This is a genomic window from Klebsiella sp. WP4-W18-ESBL-05, from assembly GCF_014169075.1.
Taxonomy (GTDB): domain Bacteria; phylum Pseudomonadota; class Gammaproteobacteria; order Enterobacterales; family Enterobacteriaceae; genus Kluyvera; species Kluyvera ascorbata_B.
In genome coordinates, this window is record NZ_AP022057.1 from 3,382,081 (window position 1) to 3,402,641 (window position 20,561).

At 55.1% G+C, this 20,561-nt stretch carries 17 protein-coding genes; 12 read left to right on the top strand and 5 right to left on the bottom strand.

Annotation, left to right across the window (positions count from 1 at the left end; genetic code table 11):
- The first annotated feature begins 357 nt into the window (after nt 1–357).
- Complete coding sequence (ypdK, locus tag H7R58_RS16170) at nt 358–429, top strand: membrane protein YpdK (RefSeq protein ID WP_100249902.1); 72 nt, start codon at nt 358–360, stop codon at nt 427–429.
- Nucleotides 430–493: 64 nt separating this feature from the next.
- On the opposite strand, the gene alaC is transcribed toward ypdK, so the two are convergent.
- Nucleotides 494–1,720, bottom strand: a complete 1,227-nt coding sequence (gene alaC, locus H7R58_RS16175; protein WP_106924208.1) for an alanine transaminase — start codon at nt 1,718–1,720, stop codon at nt 494–496.
- 389 nt (nt 1,721–2,109) lie between these two features.
- On the opposite strand from alaC, the gene H7R58_RS16180 reads away from it, so the two are divergent.
- The 3 genes from H7R58_RS16180 to H7R58_RS16190 are packed head-to-tail and all read left to right on the top strand — an operon-like array spanning nt 2,110 to nt 4,877.
- Nucleotides 2,110–3,807, top strand: coding sequence for a sensor histidine kinase (locus H7R58_RS16180; RefSeq protein ID WP_182930230.1), 1,698 nt, complete (start codon nt 2,110–2,112; stop codon nt 3,805–3,807).
- Nucleotides 3,808–3,819: 12 nt separating this feature from the next.
- Entirely contained in the window at nt 3,820–4,554 is a 735-nt protein-coding gene (locus tag H7R58_RS16185; RefSeq protein ID WP_106924206.1) for a LytR/AlgR family response regulator transcription factor, read from the top strand.
- 56 nt (nt 4,555–4,610) lie between these two features.
- Nucleotides 4,611–4,877: a hypothetical protein gene (locus H7R58_RS16190; RefSeq protein WP_182930229.1), complete on the top strand. Its 267-nt coding sequence runs from the start codon at nt 4,611–4,613 to the stop codon at nt 4,875–4,877.
- Nucleotides 4,878–4,927: 50 nt separating this feature from the next.
- On the opposite strand, the gene glk is transcribed toward H7R58_RS16190, so the two are convergent.
- Complete coding sequence (gene glk / locus H7R58_RS16195; protein ID WP_106924204.1) at nt 4,928–5,893, bottom strand: glucokinase; 966 nt, start codon at nt 5,891–5,893, stop codon at nt 4,928–4,930.
- Nucleotides 5,894–6,138: 245 nt separating this feature from the next.
- Between glk and H7R58_RS16200 the strand changes: the two genes are divergently transcribed.
- The gene (locus H7R58_RS16200) at nt 6,139–7,377 is read left to right on the top strand and encodes an ion channel protein (protein ID WP_182930228.1); all 1,239 of its coding nucleotides are present in this window, start codon (nt 6,139–6,141) and stop codon (nt 7,375–7,377) included.
- On the opposite strand, the gene H7R58_RS16205 is transcribed toward H7R58_RS16200, so the two are convergent.
- The gene (locus H7R58_RS16205) at nt 7,374–9,032 is read right to left on the bottom strand and encodes an alpha-keto acid decarboxylase family protein (protein ID WP_182930227.1); all 1,659 of its coding nucleotides are present in this window, start codon (nt 9,030–9,032) and stop codon (nt 7,374–7,376) included. The two genes, H7R58_RS16200 and H7R58_RS16205, sit on opposite strands and share 4 nt — an antisense overlap.
- Before the next feature lie 173 nt (nt 9,033–9,205).
- On the opposite strand from H7R58_RS16205, the gene mgrA reads away from it, so the two are divergent.
- The 6 genes from mgrA (at nt 9,206) to H7R58_RS16235 (ending at nt 16,148) form a co-directional block, all read left to right on the top strand.
- Nucleotides 9,206–10,204, top strand: coding sequence for an L-glyceraldehyde 3-phosphate reductase (mgrA, locus tag H7R58_RS16210; RefSeq protein ID WP_182930226.1), 999 nt, complete (start codon nt 9,206–9,208; stop codon nt 10,202–10,204).
- 125 nt (nt 10,205–10,329) lie between these two features.
- Nucleotides 10,330–10,650: a DUF2502 domain-containing protein gene (locus H7R58_RS16215; RefSeq protein ID WP_106924200.1), complete on the top strand. Its 321-nt coding sequence runs from the start codon at nt 10,330–10,332 to the stop codon at nt 10,648–10,650.
- A 454-nt stretch (nt 10,651–11,104) separates the two neighbouring features.
- The gene (locus H7R58_RS16220) at nt 11,105–12,136 is read left to right on the top strand and encodes an IS630-like element ISEc33 family transposase (RefSeq protein ID WP_001395480.1); all 1,032 of its coding nucleotides are present in this window, start codon (nt 11,105–11,107) and stop codon (nt 12,134–12,136) included.
- Nucleotides 12,117–13,574, top strand: coding sequence for a PTS transporter subunit EIIC (locus H7R58_RS16225; protein WP_227674924.1), 1,458 nt, complete (start codon nt 12,117–12,119; stop codon nt 13,572–13,574). Before H7R58_RS16220 ends, H7R58_RS16225 begins: the two co-directional genes overlap by 20 nt.
- A gap of 17 nt (nt 13,575–13,591) precedes the next feature.
- Nucleotides 13,592–14,944, top strand: coding sequence for a class-II fumarase/aspartase family protein (locus H7R58_RS16230; protein WP_182930224.1), 1,353 nt, complete (start codon nt 13,592–13,594; stop codon nt 14,942–14,944).
- Entirely contained in the window at nt 14,937–16,148 is a 1,212-nt protein-coding gene (locus H7R58_RS16235) for an N-acetylglucosamine-6-phosphate deacetylase (RefSeq protein WP_182930223.1), read from the top strand. The genes H7R58_RS16230 and H7R58_RS16235 overlap by 8 nt, the downstream gene beginning before the upstream one ends.
- Here H7R58_RS16235 and H7R58_RS16240 read toward each other — a convergent pair.
- Both H7R58_RS16240 and H7R58_RS16245 read right to left on the bottom strand, forming a co-directional pair.
- Entirely contained in the window at nt 16,141–17,688 is a 1,548-nt protein-coding gene (locus H7R58_RS16240) for a BglG family transcription antiterminator (RefSeq protein ID WP_182930222.1), read from the bottom strand. The two genes, H7R58_RS16235 and H7R58_RS16240, sit on opposite strands and share 8 nt — an antisense overlap.
- A gap of 90 nt (nt 17,689–17,778) precedes the next feature.
- A complete protein-coding gene (locus H7R58_RS16245) occupies nt 17,779–19,014 on the bottom strand; it encodes an Nramp family divalent metal transporter (protein WP_106924195.1) in 1,236 nt (411 codons plus the stop codon).
- 334 nt (nt 19,015–19,348) lie between these two features.
- Between H7R58_RS16245 and nupC the strand changes: the two genes are divergently transcribed.
- Nucleotides 19,349–20,551 carry a nucleoside permease NupC gene (gene nupC, locus H7R58_RS16250; protein WP_106924194.1) on the top strand — a complete coding sequence of 401 codons (1,203 nt, stop codon included), beginning with the start codon at nt 19,349–19,351 and terminating at the stop codon, nt 20,549–20,551.
- Nucleotides 20,552–20,561 lie beyond the last annotated feature (10 nt).

Sequence of the window (20,561 nt, forward strand, 5' to 3'; positions counted from 1 at the left end):
ACCCACCGTTAAGGAAACAGCAGAAACGTATTTTCGGATTATCGCCAGAAAAATAGACGTAAAATCAATGTGGTTAAAGACCCAAAAGACGCGTCGCCAGAACGAAATTTATTACCGTATGAAATTAAAGTGTCGCCGAATCACGACAGTCGTAAGTAACTAAAAATTAATAAAAAAATCCCTCTTGTTTCCCTCATTTTTTAGGCGTACATTAGCGCCATCTGGAGCACAACAGCACAGAATTCTGAGGTGATGCCAACCGCGAAAGACGTCAGTTTTTTTCGTCGGTTGTTACCAACTCGCAGTAACACCACCGTTCATGAATGCGTAGAAACCGAATACGCGGAGAGATGAGTCGTGAAATATTTCTTTATGGGCATTTCCTTTATGGTCATCGTTTTTGCCGGTACATTTGCCCTGATGATCTAGCTGATAAAAATGCAAAAAAAACAGGAGCCATTCGGCTCCTGTTTGCATTTCTACGAACGGGAAATTACCCGGCAGGCTTATGCTCTGACGGCAGCAGGCCGTCGGCGCGGAACATGGCTTTAATCCCACGAACGGCCTGTCGAATACGGTCGCGATTCTCTATCAAAGCAAAGCGCACGTGAGTGTCACCGTAGTCGCCAAAACCGATACCCGGCGAAACGCACACTTTGGCCTCTTGCAGCAGCTTCTTCGCAAACTCCAGCGATCCCATCGCCGCATACTGATCGGGAATTTTAGCCCAAACGTACATCGACGCCTTCGGCATCTCCACCATCCAGCCCGCTTCATGTAGCCCTTTCACCAGCACGTCACGGCGACGCTTATACTGTGCGGCAATATCGCGCACGCACTGCTGATCCCCTTCTAACGCGGCAATTGCCGCCACCTGCAGCGGGGTAAAGGTACCGTAGTCGTGATAGCTCTTAATCCGCGCCAGCGCGTTGACCAGCGTTTTATTACCCACCATAAAGCCGATGCGCCAGCCCGCCATGTTATAGCTTTTCGACAGCGTAAAGAACTCGACCGCAACGTCGCGTGCGCCCGGTACCTGCATGATTGACGGTGCCTTCCAGCCGTCGTACACGATATCAGCGTAGGCCAGGTCGTGAACGACCAGCACGTCGTAACGCTTCGCCAGCGCCACAACCTTCTCAAAAAACTCGAGCTCAACGCACTGGGCGGTAGGATTGGACGGGAAGCCCAGGATCATCATCTTTGGCTTCGGATAGCTTTCACGAATTGCGCGCTCAAGCTCGTTGAAAAAGTCGACGCCTTCCACCAGCGGCACGGAGCGTACCTGAGCGCCGGCGATCACCGCGCCGTAAATATGAATCGGGTAGCTGGGATTCGGGACCAGAACCGTATCGCCATGATCGAGGGTTGCCAGCATCAGGTGCGCCAGCCCCTCTTTTGAACCAATGGTGACGATCGCTTCACTTTCCGGGTCAATCTCCACGTCATAGCGTTCCTGGTACCAGCGTGAAATAGCGCGACGCAGGCGCGGGATGCCGCGTGAAGTGGAATAGCCGTGCGTATCAGGGCGCTGGGCCACGGTGCACAGCTTTTCGACAATGTGCGGCGGCGTGGCGCCGTCCGGGTTCCCCATGCTGAAATCGATAATATCTTCGCCGCGCCGACGCGCAGCCATCTTCAGTTCAGCGGTAATGTTAAAAACGTACGGGGGTAAGCGATCGATACGCGTGAAACGGCGTTCAGGACTGGATTCAGCCATAGGTTCCTCAGGATTACGTTAGCGCCCGAACCGTTCGAGCGACGCTGCCACCGATGTGGCATGAACAGAAAATAACCTGAATAAAATGGCCCTGTCGAGGGGGTAAGTAAAAAAATGTTACGCGATATAAAAGGGGAACGCTTTGAAACAGAATACTTTCAATCGCGGCGGGTATCGCTCAAAACAGAACAAAATAATAACAATATGTTTTCCATTGTTTTTCTTTTCTCGCGCGTAACGCAGGCAAAATTTCGCGATCTCTTCTCGTTGAATGCCTTTGGCTATCAATCCCCTTTTAAAATTAAGGTTTATCCCTATTCTGCGTACCGCTGGTCATCTGCCGCCGGGTTACTTATCATAAGATTTTACTGAAATCATTCGGCGCCCCCATGCACGAAATATTCGATATGCTGCTCGCGGTCTACGATCGGGCCGCGTTAATGCTGATTTGCCTTTTTTTCCTGATCCGCATCCGTCTGTTCCGCGAACTGCTGCACAAAACCGCCCACACGCCGAAAGAGCTGCTGGCGGTCACGGTCATTTTCTCGCTGTTCGCTATTTTCAGCACCTGGTCCGGCGTGCCGGTGGAGGGCTCGCTGGTTAACGTGCGCATCATTGCGGTCATGTCGGGCGGGATCCTTTTCGGCCCGTGGGTTGGCGCTATCGTGGGGGTGATTGCCGGGATCCACCGCTACATGATTGACGCCGGCGGCGTCACCGCCGTGCCGTGTTTTATCACCAGTATTATTGCCGGGATCCTGTCGGGGCTGATTAACCGCCGGGTGCCAAAAGAGCTGCACTGGAAGGTGGGGATTCTGGGCGGTATGCTGTGCGAAACGCTGACCATGATTCTGGTTATCGTATGGGCTCCGAGCATCGCGCTCGGCGTCGATATTGTGTCGAAAATCGGCATTCCGATGATCGCCGGCAGCGTCTGTATCGGCTTTATCGTCCTGCTGGTGCAGAGCGTTGAGGGTGAAAAAGAAGCCAGCGCCGCACGCCAGGCCAAGCTAGCGCTGGATATTGCGAACAAAACGCTGCCGCTGTTTCGCCAGATCAACAGCGATACCCTACGGCAGATTTGCGACATCATTCGCCAGGATATCCACGCCGATGCGGTGGCCATCACCAATACCGAACGGGTGCTGGCCTACGTGGGCGTGGGGGAAGATAACTACCACAACAACGACGACTCCATCAGCCCGACCACCCGCCAGGCGATTAACAGCGGTGAAATCGTGATTAAAAACAACGATGAAGCCTACCGCACGCCGGAAATTCACTCGATGCTGGTGATTCCGTTATCGGAGAAAGGCGTCATCACCGGGACGCTCAAAATCTACTACTGCCACGCGCACCAGATCACTTCATCGTTACAGGAGATGGCCATCGGCCTGTCGCAAATTATTTCCACCCAGCTTGAAGTGTCGCGCGCCGAGCAGCTACGCGAAATGGCAAATAAGGCAGAGCTGCGCGCGCTGCAAAGCAAGATTAATCCTCATTTCCTGTTTAACGCGCTGAACGCCATTTCGTCATCTATCCGCCTCAATCCGGACACCGCAAGGCAGCTGATTTTTAATCTGTCGCGCTATCTGCGCTATAACATTGAATTAAAAGACGATGAGCAGATTGATATTCGCCGCGAGCTGTACCAGATAAAGGACTATATCGCCATTGAGCAGGCCCGCTTCGGCGATAAGCTGACGGTTATCTACGATATTGACGACGAAGTGAACTGTCTGATCCCCAGTCTGCTGATCCAGCCGCTGGTGGAAAATGCCATCGTACACGGTATCCAGCGCAGCAAAGGCAAAGGCGTCGTGACTATCAGCATCACCGAGTCCGGCAACCGCGTGCGTATCAGCGTGCGTGATACCGGCCCGGGTATTGACCCGATGGTCGTGGCGCGCGTGGAAGCCAACGAAATGCCGGGCAATAAAATCGGCCTGCTTAACGTCCATCACCGGGTCAAGCTGCTGTACGGCGAAGGGCTGCACATTCGCCGCCTCGACCCGGGAACGGAAATTGCGTTCTATATTCCTAACCAGCGCACGCCCGTCCCGGCGGCCGCCACATTACTGCCCTAACGCGGAGGACATATGAAAGTCATCATTGTGGAAGATGAATTCCTGGCGCAACAGGAGCTGACCTGGCTGATTCAACAGCACAGCCAGATGGAGATAGTCGGGACCTTTGACGACGGCCTGGACGTGCTGAAGTTCTTGCAGCACAACAAAGTGGACGCCATTTTTCTCGACATCAACATTCCCTCTCTGGACGGCGTGCTGCTGGCGCAGAACATCAACCAGTTTGCCCACAAGCCGTTTATTGTGTTTATTACCGCGTGGAAGGAACACGCGGTAGAGGCCTTCGAGCTGGAGGCATTCGACTATATTCTCAAACCGTATCAGGAGTCGCGCATCGTTAGCATGCTGCAAAAGCTGGAATCGGCCTGGCAGCAGCAGGCGGGCAGCAGTCTCAACACGGGCAGCGCGGCGCGCGAAAATGACACCATCAACCTGATTAAAGATGAGCGCATCATCGTGACGCCGATTAACGACATTTATTACGCCGAAGCGCACGAGAAAATGACCTTTGTCTACACCAAGCGCGAGTCATACGTGATGCCGATGAACATCACCGAATTTTGCAGCAAGTTGCCGGGCAGCCATTTCTTTCGCTGCCACCGCTCATTCTGCGTGAATCTGAATAAAATTCGCGAAATAGAGCCGTGGTTTAATAACACCTACATTCTGCGCCTGCGCGATCTGGAGTTCCAGGTGCCGGTCAGCCGCAGCAAGGTGAAAGAGTTCCGGCAGATAATGCATCTGTAGTGCCCAAGTTGCCGCTAAAGCAGGGGTATGCGCGTCAAAAATTAGGGAGCGAACGAATGAAAATCTCACTTAAACTTGAGGATGGCAGCACGCAGGCACTGGATGTCGCCACCGTGACAATAACCCTCAGCAACGGCGAAACGTTGGATATCAGCGCCGAAAATAGCCGACGCCCGGCGCATCTTTGCGAGGGGATTACCGTCTGGGGAGGAAAAATGCCAACAGAGCAGGATTCGCTTGAGGAGCTGAAAGCGTCAACGCGCGCGCTGGGTATTTACCCGCTGGCCGCCAACACGCTGCACCTGTTTCCGCTCAAAAAATAGCGCCGGCTGGCGCACGCGTATCACCCCGCGTGCGCCGCACGGCGGCGGGATTACAGCACCTGGCCCAGGGTCTGGCGCAGATGCGCGCCGGAACCCAGCAGGCCCGGATTATCATGCACAATCAGGTATACCGGGATCGGATGCACATAATCTTTGAAACGACCTTTGTCCTCAAACCCGCCGCGGAAACCGGAGGCTTTAAAGAACTCCAGGAAACGCGGCACGATACCGCCCGCGATGTATACGCCGCCAAAGGTGCCCAGCGTTAACGCCAGGTTACCGCCGAAGCGCCCCATGATGACGCAGAACAGCGACAGCGCGCGACGGCAGTCGGTGCAGCTATCGGCGAGCGCGCGTTCGGTAATGTCTTTCGGCTGATAGTTTTCCGGCAGTCGGTTATCAGACTTCACGATGGCCCGGTACAGATTCACCAGCCCCGGTCCAGAGAGCACGCGCTCGGCGGAGACGTGGCCAATTTCTTCGCGCAGCACTTCGAGGATAATCCCCTCTTCTTCGCTGTTTGGCGAAAAATCAACGTGCCCACCTTCACCCGGCAGGCTCACCCAGCGCTTATCGACATGCACCAGATGCGCAACGCCAAGCCCGGTGCCCGCGCCGTACACGGCAATAGGCTTGCCTTCTACCGGCTCGCTGCCGCCGAACTGGATCAGATGCTCTTTTTTCAGCATCGGGATTGCCATCGACACTGCGGTAAAATCATTGATGATTTCCAGATGCGCAAACCCGAGGTTCTTTTTCATCTCGGCGATAGAGAATTGCCAGGTATGGTTGGTCATCGCCACCCAGTCACCGGTGATAGGGCAGGCAATCGCGATACAGCCGTCTTCGACCGACACGTTATGCTCGTCGAGATAGACGCGGACAACGGCTTCCAGGCTGGGGTAATCCAGGCCGGAATAGGTCTTCGCCTGAGAAATCTCTCCGCTGGCAACATCGCACAATGCCAGACGCGCATTGGTGCCCCCCACATCCCCCACTAAAGCAAACTTTGTCATTCCGTTACGGCTCCGCTAAAGTCAGAATAAATCTTTGCCACACTGTAAATTCAAGGCGCGTTAACAACAACGACGTTTGCGTGAGCGCCCCTGGATTATCGATCCAGGTCACATTTTTTGCGTATTTTTTAGCAGGTATAGAACGGGATAATCTGTAGGGCCGTATCGTTTCAGCCTCATTTACACTGAACGTCAACGGCGGACAATGCAAAGTCGTCCCAGCATTTAGCCAAAAGGATATAAACATGCTCCACCCGCGAGCCCGAACGATGTTGCTGCTCTCCATCCCTGCGGTCTTGATTGGCATCGCCTCCAGCCTGATTCTGATAGTGGTGATGAAAATCGCTGCACTGCTCCAGCAGGTGCTGTGGAGCAGCCTGCCCACCGCCTTCGGCATGGACATAACCTCGCCGCTATGGATTATCCTGATGCTAACGCTCACCGGCGTCGCCGTGGGGCTGGTCATTCGCTATAGTCCGGGCCATGCCGGTCCGGATCCGGCCTGCGAGCCGCTGATCGGCGCTGCCGTACCCGCAGCGCACCTGCCCGGGCTGCTGATCGCCCTGATCCTCGGCCTGGCCGGCGGCGTGAGCCTGGGGCCAGAGCATCCGATTATGTCAGTCAATATTGCGCTGGCCGTGACGCTGGGAGCGCGCTTTTTCCCACGGGTCAGCTCGCTCGACTGGACGATTCTCGCCGCCGCCGGAACCATCGGCGCGCTGTTCGGCACGCCGGTCGCCGCAGCGCTGATCTTCTCTCAGACCCTCACCAGCAGCAACGATGCTCCGCTATGGGATCGCCTTTTTGCCCCACTGCTGGCCGCGGCCGCCGGGGCATTGACCACCGGCCTGTTTTTCCAACCGCATTTTTCGCTCGCCATTGAGCACTATCAGACGATGCGCATCGTCGATATCTTCAGCGGCGCGATTGTCACCCTCTTTGCTATCGCCATCGGTATGGTCGCGGTCTGGTGTCTGCCGCATCTCCACGCCCTGATGCATCGCCTGAAGCATCCGGTGCTCATCCTCGGGGCGGGCGGTTTACTTTTGGGGGTCATTGGCACTCTCGGCGGCCCTATCACGTTGTTTAAAGGGCTGGATGAAATGCAGCGCCTGACGGGCGGGATGGACTTTGACGCGGGCGACTACCTGCTGTTCGCCCTGTGTAAACTGGCTGCGCTGGTGGTGGCTGCCGCCTGTGGCTTCCGCGGCGGGCGTATCTTCCCGGCGGTCTTTGTTGCCGTCGCGCTGGGCTTGATGCTGCACGCGCACGTTGAAGCCGTACCGGCGGCCATTACCGTCTCGTGCGCCATTCTTGGGCTGGTGCTGGTAGTGACGCGCGATGCCTGGCTCAGCCTGTTTATGGCCGCCGTGGTGGTACCGGACACCACCCTGCTGCCGCTGCTGTGTATCGTGATGCTCCCCGCCTGGCTGCTGCTGGCGGGGAAACCCACAATGATGGTACCGCGCAGACGCAAAGATTAACGGCCGCTGTTGCGCGCTTCCAGCGCGTCGGTGACCGCTTTGAGCAGCGGCGGGATGTCCATTTTAGGCAGCATCACCTCCAGCAGCGTCAGCCTGTCGCCGTGTGCAGCGCGCGTCAGCGCATCATTTAGCTGCGTCACGTTGCTCACCTTCGCGCATTCGGCCTGGCAGTCGAGGTTAAGCGCCTGCGGCAACTGGGTCCAGTTCCACAGGCTGATATCGTTATACCGCTGTTCCGGCCCGTGGATCGCCCGCTCGACGGTGTAGCCTTCGTTATTCAACAGCAGAATCAGCGGCCGCTGGCCGTCGCGCAGCATGGAACTCAGCTCCTGGACGGTGAGCTGCGCCGCGCCGTCGCCCACCACCAGCACCACGCGCCTTTTCGGCCGCGCCGTTTGCGCGCCAAATGCGGCGGGCAGCGTAAACCCAATCGATCCCCACAGCGGCTGCACAATGACGCTAGCGCCCACCGGCAACGTCAGCGCAGCGATGCCAAAGGCCGCCGTTCCTTGGTCACCCAACAGAATATCGTGCGGCTGAAGGTGTTTTTGCAGCGTTTGCCAGAAACGGCGCTGGGTTAAGGCGCCGCTCTCCTGCGCCACGGGCGCTGATGCCCGCAACGGAGAGGTTTGCCATGGCGCGAGCGTATCGCTCAACGTCATCAGCGCCTTCATCGCCGACAGCATCCCGATACCGCTAAACCAGCGCTGGCCCACTCGCGCGGCAAACGGCTGTATTTCAATCGATTTTTCGACTGCAATTCGGTGAGTAAACCCGGCGGTAATGGTGTCGGTAAAACAGGTGCCGATGCAAAGGATCGCCTCCGCATCCTCAATCGCTTCGCGGGTCTGCGGCAGGCTTGCTCCGCCGCTATACGTACCCACAAATCCCGGCTGCTGTTCGTTAAACAGCCCCTTCCCCATCAGCAACGTAGCGTGCGGAATCGGCCGCGCGGCCATCCACTGGTTGAGCATCGGCTGAAGCCCAAAGCGCAGCGCCAGCACATCCGCCAGTAACGAGACCCGCTGACGCCCTTCCAGCAGCTTGCGTGCGTAATCGACAAACGCGCTTAACTGCGCCGGATCCGGCTCCGCCACCGCCGCGCTGAGAGCGTTTACAGGACGCGATGTCGTCAGCGCGGCCACATCGGCAGGCAACAGCAGGTAACCCGGTCGACGCTGCTGAATGACGGCCTGCAGCACGCGGTCGATCTCCTGGCAAGCGTTGCGGGCAGTCAGTACGCCCTGCGCCACGGAAATCGGCGCACTCATCTGGCGGAAGTGGTCAAAATCGCCATCGCCCAGCGTATGGTGCAGGCACTCGCGGCGCTGCTGCGCACCGGTACAGGGTGCCCCCACGATATGCAGCAACGGCACATATTCGGCAAAGCTGCCCGCCACGCCGTTCAGCGCGCTGATTTCCCCTACGCCGTAGGTCGTGAGCAACGCACCGCAGCTCTGCATCCGCGCATAGCCATCGGCGGCGTAGGCGGCATTCAGTTCATTAGTACAGCCCACCCAGCGAAGGGTACGGTGGGCAATGACATGGTCGAGAAACTGGAGATTATAGTCCCCCGGAACGCCAAACAGGTGGTCGACGCCGCAGTCGGCAAGGCGGTCAAGCAGATAATCTGCCACGGTATAGGACGCTGTCATCGTACAACTCCTTCAGCCGGTGATTTCTTTTGAGTATTGAAGAAGTGTTAACCCTGTCCAGTATTGATAAGAAAGTCGTCTGGAAAGCAAATTTTACAGATTTCAGCAGTGTACGAGCTAATGGACATTCGCTAGTGTAAGCGTATACACAAACGGAAATTCCGGAGGACACAATGGTTTATCAGGCAAATCCCGCGCGTTATGAAACCATGACGTTTCAACGCTGCGGTAACAGCGGCCTCAAGCTTCCCGCCGTTTCGCTGGGGCTGTGGCACAATTTCGGCGATGAAACGCGGGTAGAAAACAGCCGTCAGCTACTGCGCCACGCGTTCGATCTTGGCATCACCCATTTTGATCTCGCCAACAACTACGGGCCGCCTCCCGGCTCGGCAGAGAGCAACTTCGGCCGTATTCTGCGCGAAGACTTTCTCCCCTATCGCGACGAGCTGATTATTTCCAGCAAAGCGGGCTACACCATGTGGGAAGGCCCCTACGGTGATTGGGGCTCGCGTAAGTATCTGATTTCAAGCCTCGACCAGAGCCTTAAGCGGATGGGACTTGAGTATGTTGATATTTTCTATCACCACCGCCCGGACCCGGAGACGCCGCTTGTGGAAACCATGCGCGCGCTGGATCATCTCGTTCGCCAGGGGAAAGCGCTGTACGTTGGGCTTTCCAACTACCCAGCGGAACTTGCGCGTCAGGCCATTGCGATCCTGAACGATCTGGGCACGCCGTGCCTTATCCACCAGCCCAAATATTCCATGCTGGAACGCGCCGCGGAAAACGGGCTGCTGACGGTGCTGGAGCAAGAGGGCGTCGGTTGCATTGCGTTCTCACCGCTGGCCGGTGGACAGTTAACCGACCGCTATCTGCACGGCATCCCGGCTGATTCTCGTGCCGCCAGCGGCAGCGTATTCCTTAAGCCAGAACAGCTAACCGACAGCAAGCTCGACGCCGTGCGTCGCCTGAACGCACTGGCGGAAAAACGCGGGCAGAAACTGTCGCAGATGGCGCTGGCATGGGTGCTGCGCCAGCAGGCGGTGACCTCGGTATTGATTGGCGCGAGCAAGGTGGCGCAGCTGGAGGATGCAGTGAATATGCTGGCAAACCGCCATTTCAGCGCTGAAGAGTGCGCAGAAATTGACGCCATTTTGCACAGTATAAAATAACAGCGATTTTAGCAAAAAATGCTCTCTCCTGGCGGTTTAAGAGTTAACCCAATAATTCTGGTGTTTACCGAATTGTAATATTGCGTTAACAGGCCTTTCTGGCCACGATCGTATAGGAGAGAAGTATGTTCAGGTCACTGATTCTGGCGGCAGTGTTGTTAGCATCGGCCCCGATGTTTGCTAATGCTGGTGAAATCACCCTGCTGCCATCCATAAAATTACAAATTGGCGATCGCGATAATTACGGTAACTACTGGGATGGCGGCCGCTGGCGCGATCGTGATTACTGGCATAAGCACTGGTATCGCCACGATAACGGCTGGCACCGCGGCTGGGACAACCGTAAAGCGTACGATCGCGGCTATCGTGACGGCTGGGGCGATCGCGATGACCGTCGCGGCCCGGGGCGCGGACATGGTCACGGCCATGGCCACGGGCACCGTTAATCTGGCAGCCAATCCATGATATCAATGCCGGCGCGGCCCTTCGAGCTGCGTCGGCTTCTCCTCCTCGTCATCGTTACCGTAATGAAATAAACGCCCTTCGGCTCTTTTATGGGCAAATCCTGCGCTTCTTATTTCTCAGCATTTGCCCTTGAGCAAAAAAATCCTGCCAGTATCTTATCGTCAAGATATTTCACGTCAGGATTAACATCATGAATGCTAATTTTAAAAATGAAATTCAGACATTCGGTCGTTCACTTCTGTTACCTATCGCCGTACTCGCGCCCGTTGGAATGATCATGGGAATTAGTTCGGCGCTTGGCCAGAGCTATATGATCGAGAAACTGCCCTTCCTAAATAGCTGCGCGGAATAGTAGATCACTGAAAGGGAACTCAGCCCGGATTGTGCGATCTGATCAATCGCCAAACCAACCAAAATCACCAACCGGACTGAGCGATGCCGATCATAGTACCAATACCCCGTGGCGAACGACGCCTGATGCAGAAAGCTATTCATAAAACGCGTGATAAAAATCATGCCCGCAGACTCACGGCCATGCTGATGCTTCATCGGGGTGAACGGGTCAGCGATGTTGCCAGAACTCTCTGTTGTGCCCGTTCATCCGTTGGTCGCTGGATTAACTGGTTTACGCACTCAGGTATTGAAGGCCTGAAATCCTTACCCGCAGGGCGCTCCCGACGCTGGCCTTTTGAACATATCTGCACCCTGTTACGTGAGCTGATAAAGCATTCTCCCGGCGATTTTGGTTATCAACGTTCACGCTGGAGCACCGAATTACTGGCAATAAAAATCAATGAGATAACCGGTTGCCAGTTACATGCAGGAACCGTTCGCCGCTGGTTGCCATCTGCGGGGCTTGTATGGCGCAGGGCCGCGCCAACTCTGCGTATCCGTGACCCACATAAAGATGAAAAGATGGCGGTAATCCACAAAGCGCTGGATGAATGCAGCGCAGAGCATCCGGTATTTTATGAAGATGAAGTGGATATCCACCTTAATCCTAAAATCGGTGCGGACTGGCAGTTGCGCGGACAGCAGAAACGGGTAGTGACGCCGGGGCAGAACGAAAAATACTATCTGGCCGGCGCACTGCACAGTGGCACGGGTAAAGTCAGCTACGTGGGCGGCAACAGCAAAAGTTCAGCGCTGTTTATCGCTCTGCTGAAGCACCTGAAAGCCACTTACCGGCGGGCGAAAACAATCACGCTGATCGTTGATAACTACATTATCCATAAAAGCCGCGAAACACAGCGCTGGTTGAAAGCAAATCCCAAGTTCAGGGTAATTTACCAGCCGGTTTACTCGCCGTGGGTGAATCATGTGGAACGGCTATGGCAGGCACTTCATGACACGATAACCCGTAATCATCAGTGCCGCTCAATGTGGCAGTTACTGAAAAAGGTCCGCCATTTTATGGAAACCGCCAGCCCATTCCCCGGAGGAAAACATGGTCAGGCAAAAGTGTAGCGGTATTAGGCGCAGCTATTTAGGTAATGATATTTTCAAGGCGGTTTTATCCTCTCTGGGTTTAATCAGCAGCGTCGTTTTTAATAATATCCCATTATTATTTGCGATGGGCGTGGCCTACGGCATGTCAAAAAAAGAAAAGGGAATTGCAGTATTTGCCTCGGTGGTCGCTTATCTGACCCTGCTTATTGCCATGCACGTGCATCTGAAGCTGGCGGGGACGCTGGCGAAAAGCGATCTTTCGTTAGTCGGACAGGGGATGGTGCTGGGCGTACAAACGCTGAAGATCGAAGCGCTGGGCGGCATTATCGCCGGTTTGCTGGCGGCAAAAATTACCGACCGCTTCTACCGTCTGCAGCTTCCGCTCGCGTTTGCCTTCTTCAGCGGTAAAAAATCGGTGGCTATCCTGGCGATCGCCTTCGCGATCCCGGTCGGTCTGATCATTCCGTTTATCTGGGATCTGTTTACCGCAGGTATGCGCGCCGTATCGACCATCATGATGGCCCCGGATATTGGCGCAGGCATCTACATGACGCTAAACCGCCTGCTGATTCCGTTCGGTCTGCATCATGTGCTGAGCTCGACGGTGCGCTTCACCGCGGCCGGTGGCACTTATCTGATTGACGGTCAAACCTACGTTGGCATTTTGCCCGCGATGAATAAGATCCTCTTTGAGCTTGGGCCATCGCATCCAGCCTGGAAAGAGTACATGCCCACCCTCACCAGCTATCTCGCCTCCTCCCAGATGCTGACCACGCTATTCCGCGTGCCGGCTATTGGCCTGGCGATGTATCACATGGCTTATTTTAAGAATAAGAAATTTGCCAAAGGGATGATTCTGACGGTTGTGCTCACGGCCATGCTTGGAAATATCACCGAGCCGCTGGAGTTCTCCTTCCTGTTTATTGCACCGAAGCTGTTTATTGTCTATGCGGTGCTGTGCGGTCTACTCACTATTCCGCTGCAAATGCTGGACGTTTCCATCGGCTATATTCGCGGTACCATTTTTGACTTTGGCATTTTCGGCCTGATGTACGAGAACACACATTGGGTTAGTTTAATTCTCCTGGGCATTGTGAACTTCGTTGTCTTTTATTTCGTGTTCCGCTTTGCGATTAGTAAGTTTGATATTAAAACGCCGGGACGCGAAAGTGAAATTGCTGACAGCACCCTGCTGAATAATAAGGAATACGATAAGGTCGCCGCCATGGTCATTGATGGACTCGGCGGGCGGGACAATATCAAGCGCGTCGAAAACTGCGTTTCTCGTCTGCGTATCGATTTGCAGGATCAAAAGAAAATCAACATGGACGTGCTCAAAGAATCCGGTTCTCTGGGGACCTTTATCCCCTCAAGTAACCATGTCCATGTGGTCTTTGGCCCACACGTTGAATTTGTTCGCAATGCGGTCGACGACCGTCTTGTCGGCGCCAAATAAGCAACCAGGAGGCGAAAATGCGCGCACTGTATGACTCCAAAAGTAAAACGATTGATGACCGTGGAATGAAAACCCTGCTCGGCCAGCAGGCGCGGGTGCAGTCCTGGCTGGACGTCGAAGCCGCGCTGGCGCTGGCGCAGGCCGAGCACGGAATGATTCCCGCCCAGGCGGCGGAGAATATTGCCGCAAACTGTCGTGTCGAGAATATAGACCTGGTCGAAATGGAGCGCCTGCTGCGCGAAATTGGCCACGGCTTCGTGCCGGTGATTAAAGTGCTCGTCAAAGCCTGCGACAGCGAAAGCGGTAAGTATGTCCATTACGGCGTGACCACGCAGAATATTCAGCAAACCGCCCAGCTGTATCTGGCGAAGCAATTTAATGCCGTACTGCAATGCTTTCTCAACGATATTCTGCACAACCTGGCCAGCATGGCCCGCGAACATCACGCCACGCTGATGGCCGGGCGCACCCATGGAAAGCACGCACTGCCCATCACCTGGGGATACAAGGCCGCCGTGTGGATTGACGAGCTGCTGAGCGCGCGGGAGCGTATGCAGGAGGCCGAAAAACGCGTCTTTACCGTGATGATGGGCGGCGCCGTTGGCGCTTTCCATGCGACGGGCGAAACCGGCCGCCGGGTGCAGGAAAGCGTTGCACAAAAGCTCGGAATGCGGGCCATGGCAATCCCTTCTCGCAACTCACGCGTGTATCGCACCGAGTACATCAGCAATCTTTGCCTGCTCGCCACGACCCTGCACAAAATTGCCGAAGAGGTTTATCAGACCTCCAGCGAAGAGTTTGGTGAAGTGTCTGAAGCCTTCACCAAAGGCACCGTGGGCAGCAGCACGATGCCGCAGAAGGTTAATCCGAAACTGGCAAAAGGGATCATCGCCAACGCGCAAAAGCTCTACTCCGTGCATACCTCCTGCCTGTACGTCAGCCCGCGGCCGTTTGAAGCGGACAGTTCGGCCTATTTTATTTTCGACGGAAATATTCAGGAGAGCATGGAATGCATCGCCGAGATAGTGATGCGCGCCGAAGAGCTCACCCGAACGCTGGTCATCAACGCCGATCGTATGCAACAGAACGTACAGCTGACGCACGGCCTGATTAACAGCGAAAAAATCATGATGCATCTGGTCGAAAAGCTGGGTAAAGACGCCGCTCACGAACGCGTATACCAGTTGGCGATGCGCAGCACGCATGAAGGTATCCCCTACGGTGAAGTCCTGCGTCACGATCCGGTCATTCGTCAGAACTTCAGCGATGCGGAGATCGATGCGCTTATTGACCCCGCGCACTACATTGGGCTGTGCTCAGAGATGGCGCTTGAAACCGCCGCGCGCGTACTGGAGGCCAAAGGTGACTGACCCCCTGCTGTCGTTTGCCAGCGAACGCATCGTCACCCCGGATGGGATCCGCGCCGGCTATCTGCACGTCAGCGGCGGAAAAATTGTCGGTATGGATGACGTGCCGCGTGGAGACGTCATCGATTACCGTGACGCTATGCTGATGCCAGGCTTTGTCGATATTCACGTACACGGCTGGGGCCGAGGCTCCTTTGCCTGGAAAGGCGAGACTCGCTCGCTGCGCGCCATGAGCCAGGACCTGGTGCACGCGGGGGTGACCGCCTGGCTTGCCACATCCGCCACCCAGCCGGAAGACTTTTTGCTGACCAGCCTGGCCAACGCCGCGGCCTGGATAGCACAGGCAACGCCCGTTGACGGCGCGGAGGCGGTGGGCATCCACATGGAAGGCCCCTACATTAACCCTAAATTTATCGGTATGCAGCGTCTGGACTGCGTTCAGCCTCCGAGCATTGCCGGTTTTGAACGCTATCAGCAGGCGGCAGGCGGCCATGTGCGCCTGATGACGCTGGCGCCTGAATTGCCCGGAGCGCTGGATCTGATTCGCCATTTGCACCAGGCCGGTGTCACCATCTCAGCTGGCCACACCGACGCGACCTTTGACGAAATTGGCCTGGCCATCGACGCGGGGCTGAATCATTTTACCCATGCATTCAGTGCCATGCGTGGGTTACACCACCGTGAGCCCGGCGTGGTCGGCGCGCTGATGTATTACGAAGACACCTTTGCCGAAGTTGCCAAGCAGAGCGGTATTACCCTACGTCCGGAGGTGTTCGATATTCTCTACCGGCTGAAAAAGGATCGTCGGCTGGTCATGATGAGTGACTGTCTGGGCTACGTCGATTTTCCGGAAGGCTTCGAGTTTCACCACTATTTACGCCAGGAAACCTTTCGCATCCGCCAGCACGCGCTGGAGATCACCAACGACCACGGCTGTACGCGCACGATTCATGCCGAGGACTGGCCGGCCGTTTGTACGCTGGAGATGAGTTTCCTTGATTCGGTGAAGAACGTGGTCAAACGACTGGAGCACGGCTGGGTATCAGCGGCACAGGTTGCCTGCCTCAACCCGGCAATCCTGGCCGGCGTAGCCGACAGAAAGGGCAGCCTTAGCGTCGGTAAGGATGCCGATATTCTGGTGCTGGATGCCGAGGAAACGCTGCGTGAAGTGTGGTGCCGGGGCGTTCGTCAGCCGCAGGTTAAATAAACACATCACCGTACTGTTGCTCGAGAAAGCGCTTCAAAGCCTGCGGGCTCATTCCCTGTACCTGCTGCACGAACGCGTCAGCAGGTATTTTTTTGCGTGCCGGGCTTAATCCCTGCTCACGCAACAGCTGGAAATCATCCTGCGTCAGGTAGAAATTCACTTTCACATACGCCAGCTGAGCATGACGCAAATGGCTGGCAATTTTATTGGTAAACGCAATCAGCAGGTCGAACGGCTGCTGCTGCAGTTGAGCAAGTTCATTGATATTGACGCAGCCGAGAATATCAATGTGAAACCGGGAAAGCAGCACTTCTTTGAAATAGCCGACTTTGCTTTCCGAGGAGTTAGTCACAATGATCACCCGCTTTTTAGCGTCACTAACGACCCGATTCTTTAACTCATGTTTTTTAATGATCAGGACCAGCGTCGCCAGATGAATCGGTGAGAATGACGTCTGCCAGCCGCGCTCAATCTTCTCCAGCGACCGCTGCACGAGGTGCCACAGATCAGGGTAACGACGCTGAACATCATGCAGTTTTTTATCATCAAACCAGAGGTGCAGTTTGTTCTGGATAATGGCCGCGTAGAGAAAATGGTAAATTTCTTCAAACCAGGCATCGTGGTTATATATCGCAGCGTTCAGCCCGCGAGACATGACTTCACAGGCCTGTTTCACATGAGGAATCAGCCGGGAGTCGTACAGCGTAAAGGGCCGCCAGGTAAAGGTTAGCGAGGCAATAAGCATATCCAGCGCGGTATTTTCATTGCGATCGGCCAGCACTCCGTAGGCATAGGTCGTCAAAAAGGTGGTGGCTGAACTATCGGTCATGCGCAGCCCGCGCTTCATTCGCTGCAGCGCGAGGCTAAGGTAAACCAACAAATACTTTCGCCCGTTGTAGCCAAGCCGCGTCATCGGGCTGACCAGCCGCTCATAGTACTCAGCCGCCAGGGTAATTTCATGCGCGCAGCCGTGGAGAAATTGTTCAGCAATGGAGCGGTTGATCGGTTCGTTAGCCTGATGCGCGATCAGCCGGTTTCCCTCACCTATCTCAACGGTTTTGAGAATCGACATGCAGGCAGCCAGGCGCAGGCGAAATTCGTCGCCCACCAGCTGTGACCCTTTGCGCGGAATGCTCAGCAGCGTTAGCCCGCTCTCCTGTACCCGGCTGAGCATCAACGGGTTATCGTTTTTCACCGTCCCTGCGCTAACGTTGAATTTTTTATAGTACTCGTTTTTATTGACGACATCGTTCAGACACAGCGCAACGAAAAGATCCTGGACTCGCTCCTCGCCGGTGGTGAGATAGCGGTTAAAACGTACGCGCTGTAAAAACTGAATATACTCGCTGTAACCAATACGGGTGGTAATGAATGGATTATCAAGGTGAATCTGAACCTCTTCCGGCAGCAGTTCATTCAGCTCTTTCATGGTGCGTTTGAGCGTGGAGAGGGTTTTGCCAAAGCGTAGCACCGCGCGATCGACCGCCAGCGGGCTGTTATCCTGCAGATATTTTAAAAAGGAGAGATCAAAAGAGTTCATTAGCGTTCGCTGCTGTTTGGCGCAAAGCCCAGCTTAGCGAAAAAACCGCTGGCAAACCGTGACCTGTAGCGGGTCACGGTAAGCGGAACGTTAATTAAACAGTGTGCCTATCAGCAGCCAGCCGTTGAGCGCCACCACTACGGCCACAATGGCCCAGCCAATGCGCTTAATCCAGCGGGTATTCACCAGTTCCCCCATCAGCTTGCCGTCGCTGGTAAAAATCAGCAGCGGCACCAGTGCCAGCGCAATACCGAAACTGAGCAGTACCTGACTCATCACCAGAATTCGCGTCGGGTCCAGCCCCATCAGGATGACGATAAACGAAGGTAACATGGTGATGGTCCGTCGGAACCACAGGGGGATGTGGAAGCGAATAAAGCCCTGCATGACAACCTGTCCGGCCAGCGTGCCCACGACCGTAGACGATAAGCCGGCGGCAATCAGGCTAAGACCAAAAATCGTTGCCGCCGCGTGACTCAGCAGGGGTTCCAGCGTTAAATAGGCCTGATCGAGATCGGTAATACCGGTATGCCCGTGGAAGTGGAACGCCGCCGCAGCGGTGGCCATCATCGCCAGATTGACGAAACCAGCGATGGTCATAGCGATGGCAACATCCCAGCGCGTGGCCTGGTAGCGCTCTTTGGCGGTGCCGCCGTGCAGATGCTGAGTCAGCGAGGAATGCAAATAAATCACGTGCGGCATGATGGTCGCCCCCAGCACGCCCGCCGCCAGGTAGACCGCCTCGCCGTTCGGCAGCGATGGCAGAATCATGCCTTTGGCCAGCGGCCCCAGCGCGGGCTGAGAGAAAATCAGCTCCACAATATACGCCGCTGCGACGAACAGCAGCAGACCACCAATCACTTTTTCCAGCGGTTTTTGCCCGCGACGCTGCAGCATCAGAATCAGGAAGGTGGCGATACCGGTCAATACCGCGCCTTGTAAAAGAGAAATGCCGAGGATCAGCTTAAAGCCGATCGCAGCGCCGATAAATTCGGCCAGATCGGTCGCCATGGCGATAATTTCCGCCTGTACCCAGTAAAACCACACGACCGGACGCGGATAATGGTCACGAATCTGCTCTGCGAGGTTTTTGCCGGTCGCAATGCCAAGCTTCGCTGACAGCACCTGAATCAGCATCGCCATCAGGTTTGCCCAGACCACCACCCACAGCAGCTGGTAGCCGAAGCTGGCGCCCGCCTGAATATTGGTCGCAAAGTTACCCGGATCGATATAGCCGATCGCGGCAATAAATGCCGGCCCCATCAGCGCGAGTCGCATACGGCGCGCGGTGCGACAACGATTTGTTTCAATCCGACTGTTTGTCATTCTCTGCCTCAAAAACATAGCCTTTGCTATGTTTTAAGCTAACACAATGAGAATGATTATCAAGTTCATTTGGGAAGGTGATAATGATTACTCTGATAGCCGGAACCAATAGCCAGACTGGAGGTTAGGAAGGTTTGGTATACGCTTTACAAGAGAGTAGTACAACATGGAAACTTTTCATACATTTACTTAACATCACAAAAATGCATAGTTGATCACTAATTTTGAGTTTGCTCACAGGTTCTGAATATAGTGAGAGACAGATCTCGTTTTATTTAACTGTGTTACATAGAATGTGCACGAAAATTTAACCCGCCTCATGTTTGGAGCAAATATGGACCGCGTCTTGCATTTTATTCTCGCGCTCGTGGTGGTTGGGATTCTGGCCCTGCTGGTCAGTTCCAACCGCAAACAGATTCGCATTCGTTACGTTATCCAGCTACTGGTCATTGAAGTGCTGCTGGCATGGTTCTTCCTGAACTCCGATATCGGTCTGGGTTTTGTAAGAGGCTTCTCCGAGATGTTCGAAAAACTTCTCGGCTTTGCTAACGAAGGGACCAACTTCGTCTTTGGTAGCATGAACGACAAAGGTCTGGCGTTCTTCTTCCTGAAGGTCCTGTGCCCTATCGTCTTCATCTCCGCGCTGATCGGTATTCTGCAGCATATCCGCATCCTGCCGATTATCATTCGCGCCATTGGTACCGTGCTGTCTAAAGTCAACGGTATGGGCAAACTGGAGTCGTTCAACGCCGTCAGCTCTCTGATTCTGGGCCAGTCTGAAAACTTCATCGCCTATAAAGACATCCTGGGTAAAATGTCCCGCAACCGCATGTACACCATGGCGGCCACGGCGATGTCTACCGTTTCCATGTCTATCGTTGGCGCCTACATGACCATGCTGGAGCCGAAGTATGTTGTTGCGGCGCTGGTACTGAACATGTTCAGCACCTTTATCGTACTGTCGCTGATCAACCCGTACCGCGTGGATGCCAGCGAAGAAAACATTCAGATGTCCAACCTGCACGAAGGCCAGAGCTTCTTCGAAATGCTGGGTGAATACATTCTGGCAGGCTTCAAAGTTGCGATTATCGTTGCTGCTATGCTGATCGGCTTCATCGCCCTGATCGCCGCCCTGAACGCCCTGTTCGCGACCGTCACCGGTTGGTTCGGCTACAGCATCTCCTTCCAGGGTATTCTGGGCTACATCTTCTATCCGGTTGCCTGGATCATGGGTGTACCGGCTAGCGAATCCCTGCAGGTCGGCAGCATCATGGCCACCAAGCTGGTATCCAACGAATTCGTTGCGATGATGGATCTGCAGAAAATTGCCGCAGACCTCTCTCCGCGCGCGGTGGGCATCATCTCCGTCTTCCTGGTGTCCTTCGCCAACTTCTCTTCCATCGGTATCATTGCGGGTGCGATTAAAGGCCTGAACGAAGAGCAGGGCAACGTGGTGTCCCGCTTCGGCCTGAAGCTGGTTTACGGTTCTACGCTGGTGAGCGTGCTGTCTGCTTCTATCGCCGCGCTGGTGCTGTAACGCGACGCTT

Bases quoted from the DNA above. Each gene is read 5' to 3' on its own strand.
- H7R58_RS16180 (WP_182930230.1), top strand. From the start codon at position 2,110: ATGCACGAAATATTCGATATGCTGCTCGCGGTCTACGATCGGGCCGCG.
- H7R58_RS16185 (WP_106924206.1), top strand. From the start codon at position 3,820: ATGAAAGTCATCATTGTGGAAGATGAATTCCTGGCGCAACAGGAGCTG.
- H7R58_RS16205 (WP_182930227.1), bottom strand. From the start codon at position 9,032: ATGACAGCGTCCTATACCGTGGCAGATTATCTGCTTGACCGCCTTGCC.
- H7R58_RS16190 (WP_182930229.1), top strand. From the start codon at position 4,611: ATGAAAATCTCACTTAAACTTGAGGATGGCAGCACGCAGGCACTGGAT.
- glk (WP_106924204.1), bottom strand. From the start codon at position 5,893: ATGACAAAGTTTGCTTTAGTGGGGGATGTGGGGGGCACCAATGCGCGT.
- H7R58_RS16215 (WP_106924200.1), top strand. From the start codon at position 10,330: ATGTTCAGGTCACTGATTCTGGCGGCAGTGTTGTTAGCATCGGCCCCG.
- H7R58_RS16225 (WP_227674924.1), top strand. From the start codon at position 12,117: ATGGTCAGGCAAAAGTGTAGCGGTATTAGGCGCAGCTATTTAGGTAAT.
- H7R58_RS16245 (WP_106924195.1), bottom strand. From the start codon at position 19,014: ATGACAAACAGTCGGATTGAAACAAATCGTTGTCGCACCGCGCGCCGT.
- H7R58_RS16230 (WP_182930224.1), top strand. From the start codon at position 13,592: ATGCGCGCACTGTATGACTCCAAAAGTAAAACGATTGATGACCGTGGA.
- alaC (WP_106924208.1), bottom strand. From the start codon at position 1,720: ATGGCTGAATCCAGTCCTGAACGCCGTTTCACGCGTATCGATCGCTTA.
- H7R58_RS16200 (WP_182930228.1), top strand. From the start codon at position 6,139: ATGCTCCACCCGCGAGCCCGAACGATGTTGCTGCTCTCCATCCCTGCG.
- H7R58_RS16220 (WP_001395480.1), top strand. From the start codon at position 11,105: ATGCCGATCATAGTACCAATACCCCGTGGCGAACGACGCCTGATGCAG.
- nupC (WP_106924194.1), top strand. From the start codon at position 19,349: ATGGACCGCGTCTTGCATTTTATTCTCGCGCTCGTGGTGGTTGGGATT.
- mgrA (WP_182930226.1), top strand. From the start codon at position 9,206: ATGGTTTATCAGGCAAATCCCGCGCGTTATGAAACCATGACGTTTCAA.
- H7R58_RS16240 (WP_182930222.1), bottom strand. From the start codon at position 17,688: ATGAACTCTTTTGATCTCTCCTTTTTAAAATATCTGCAGGATAACAGC.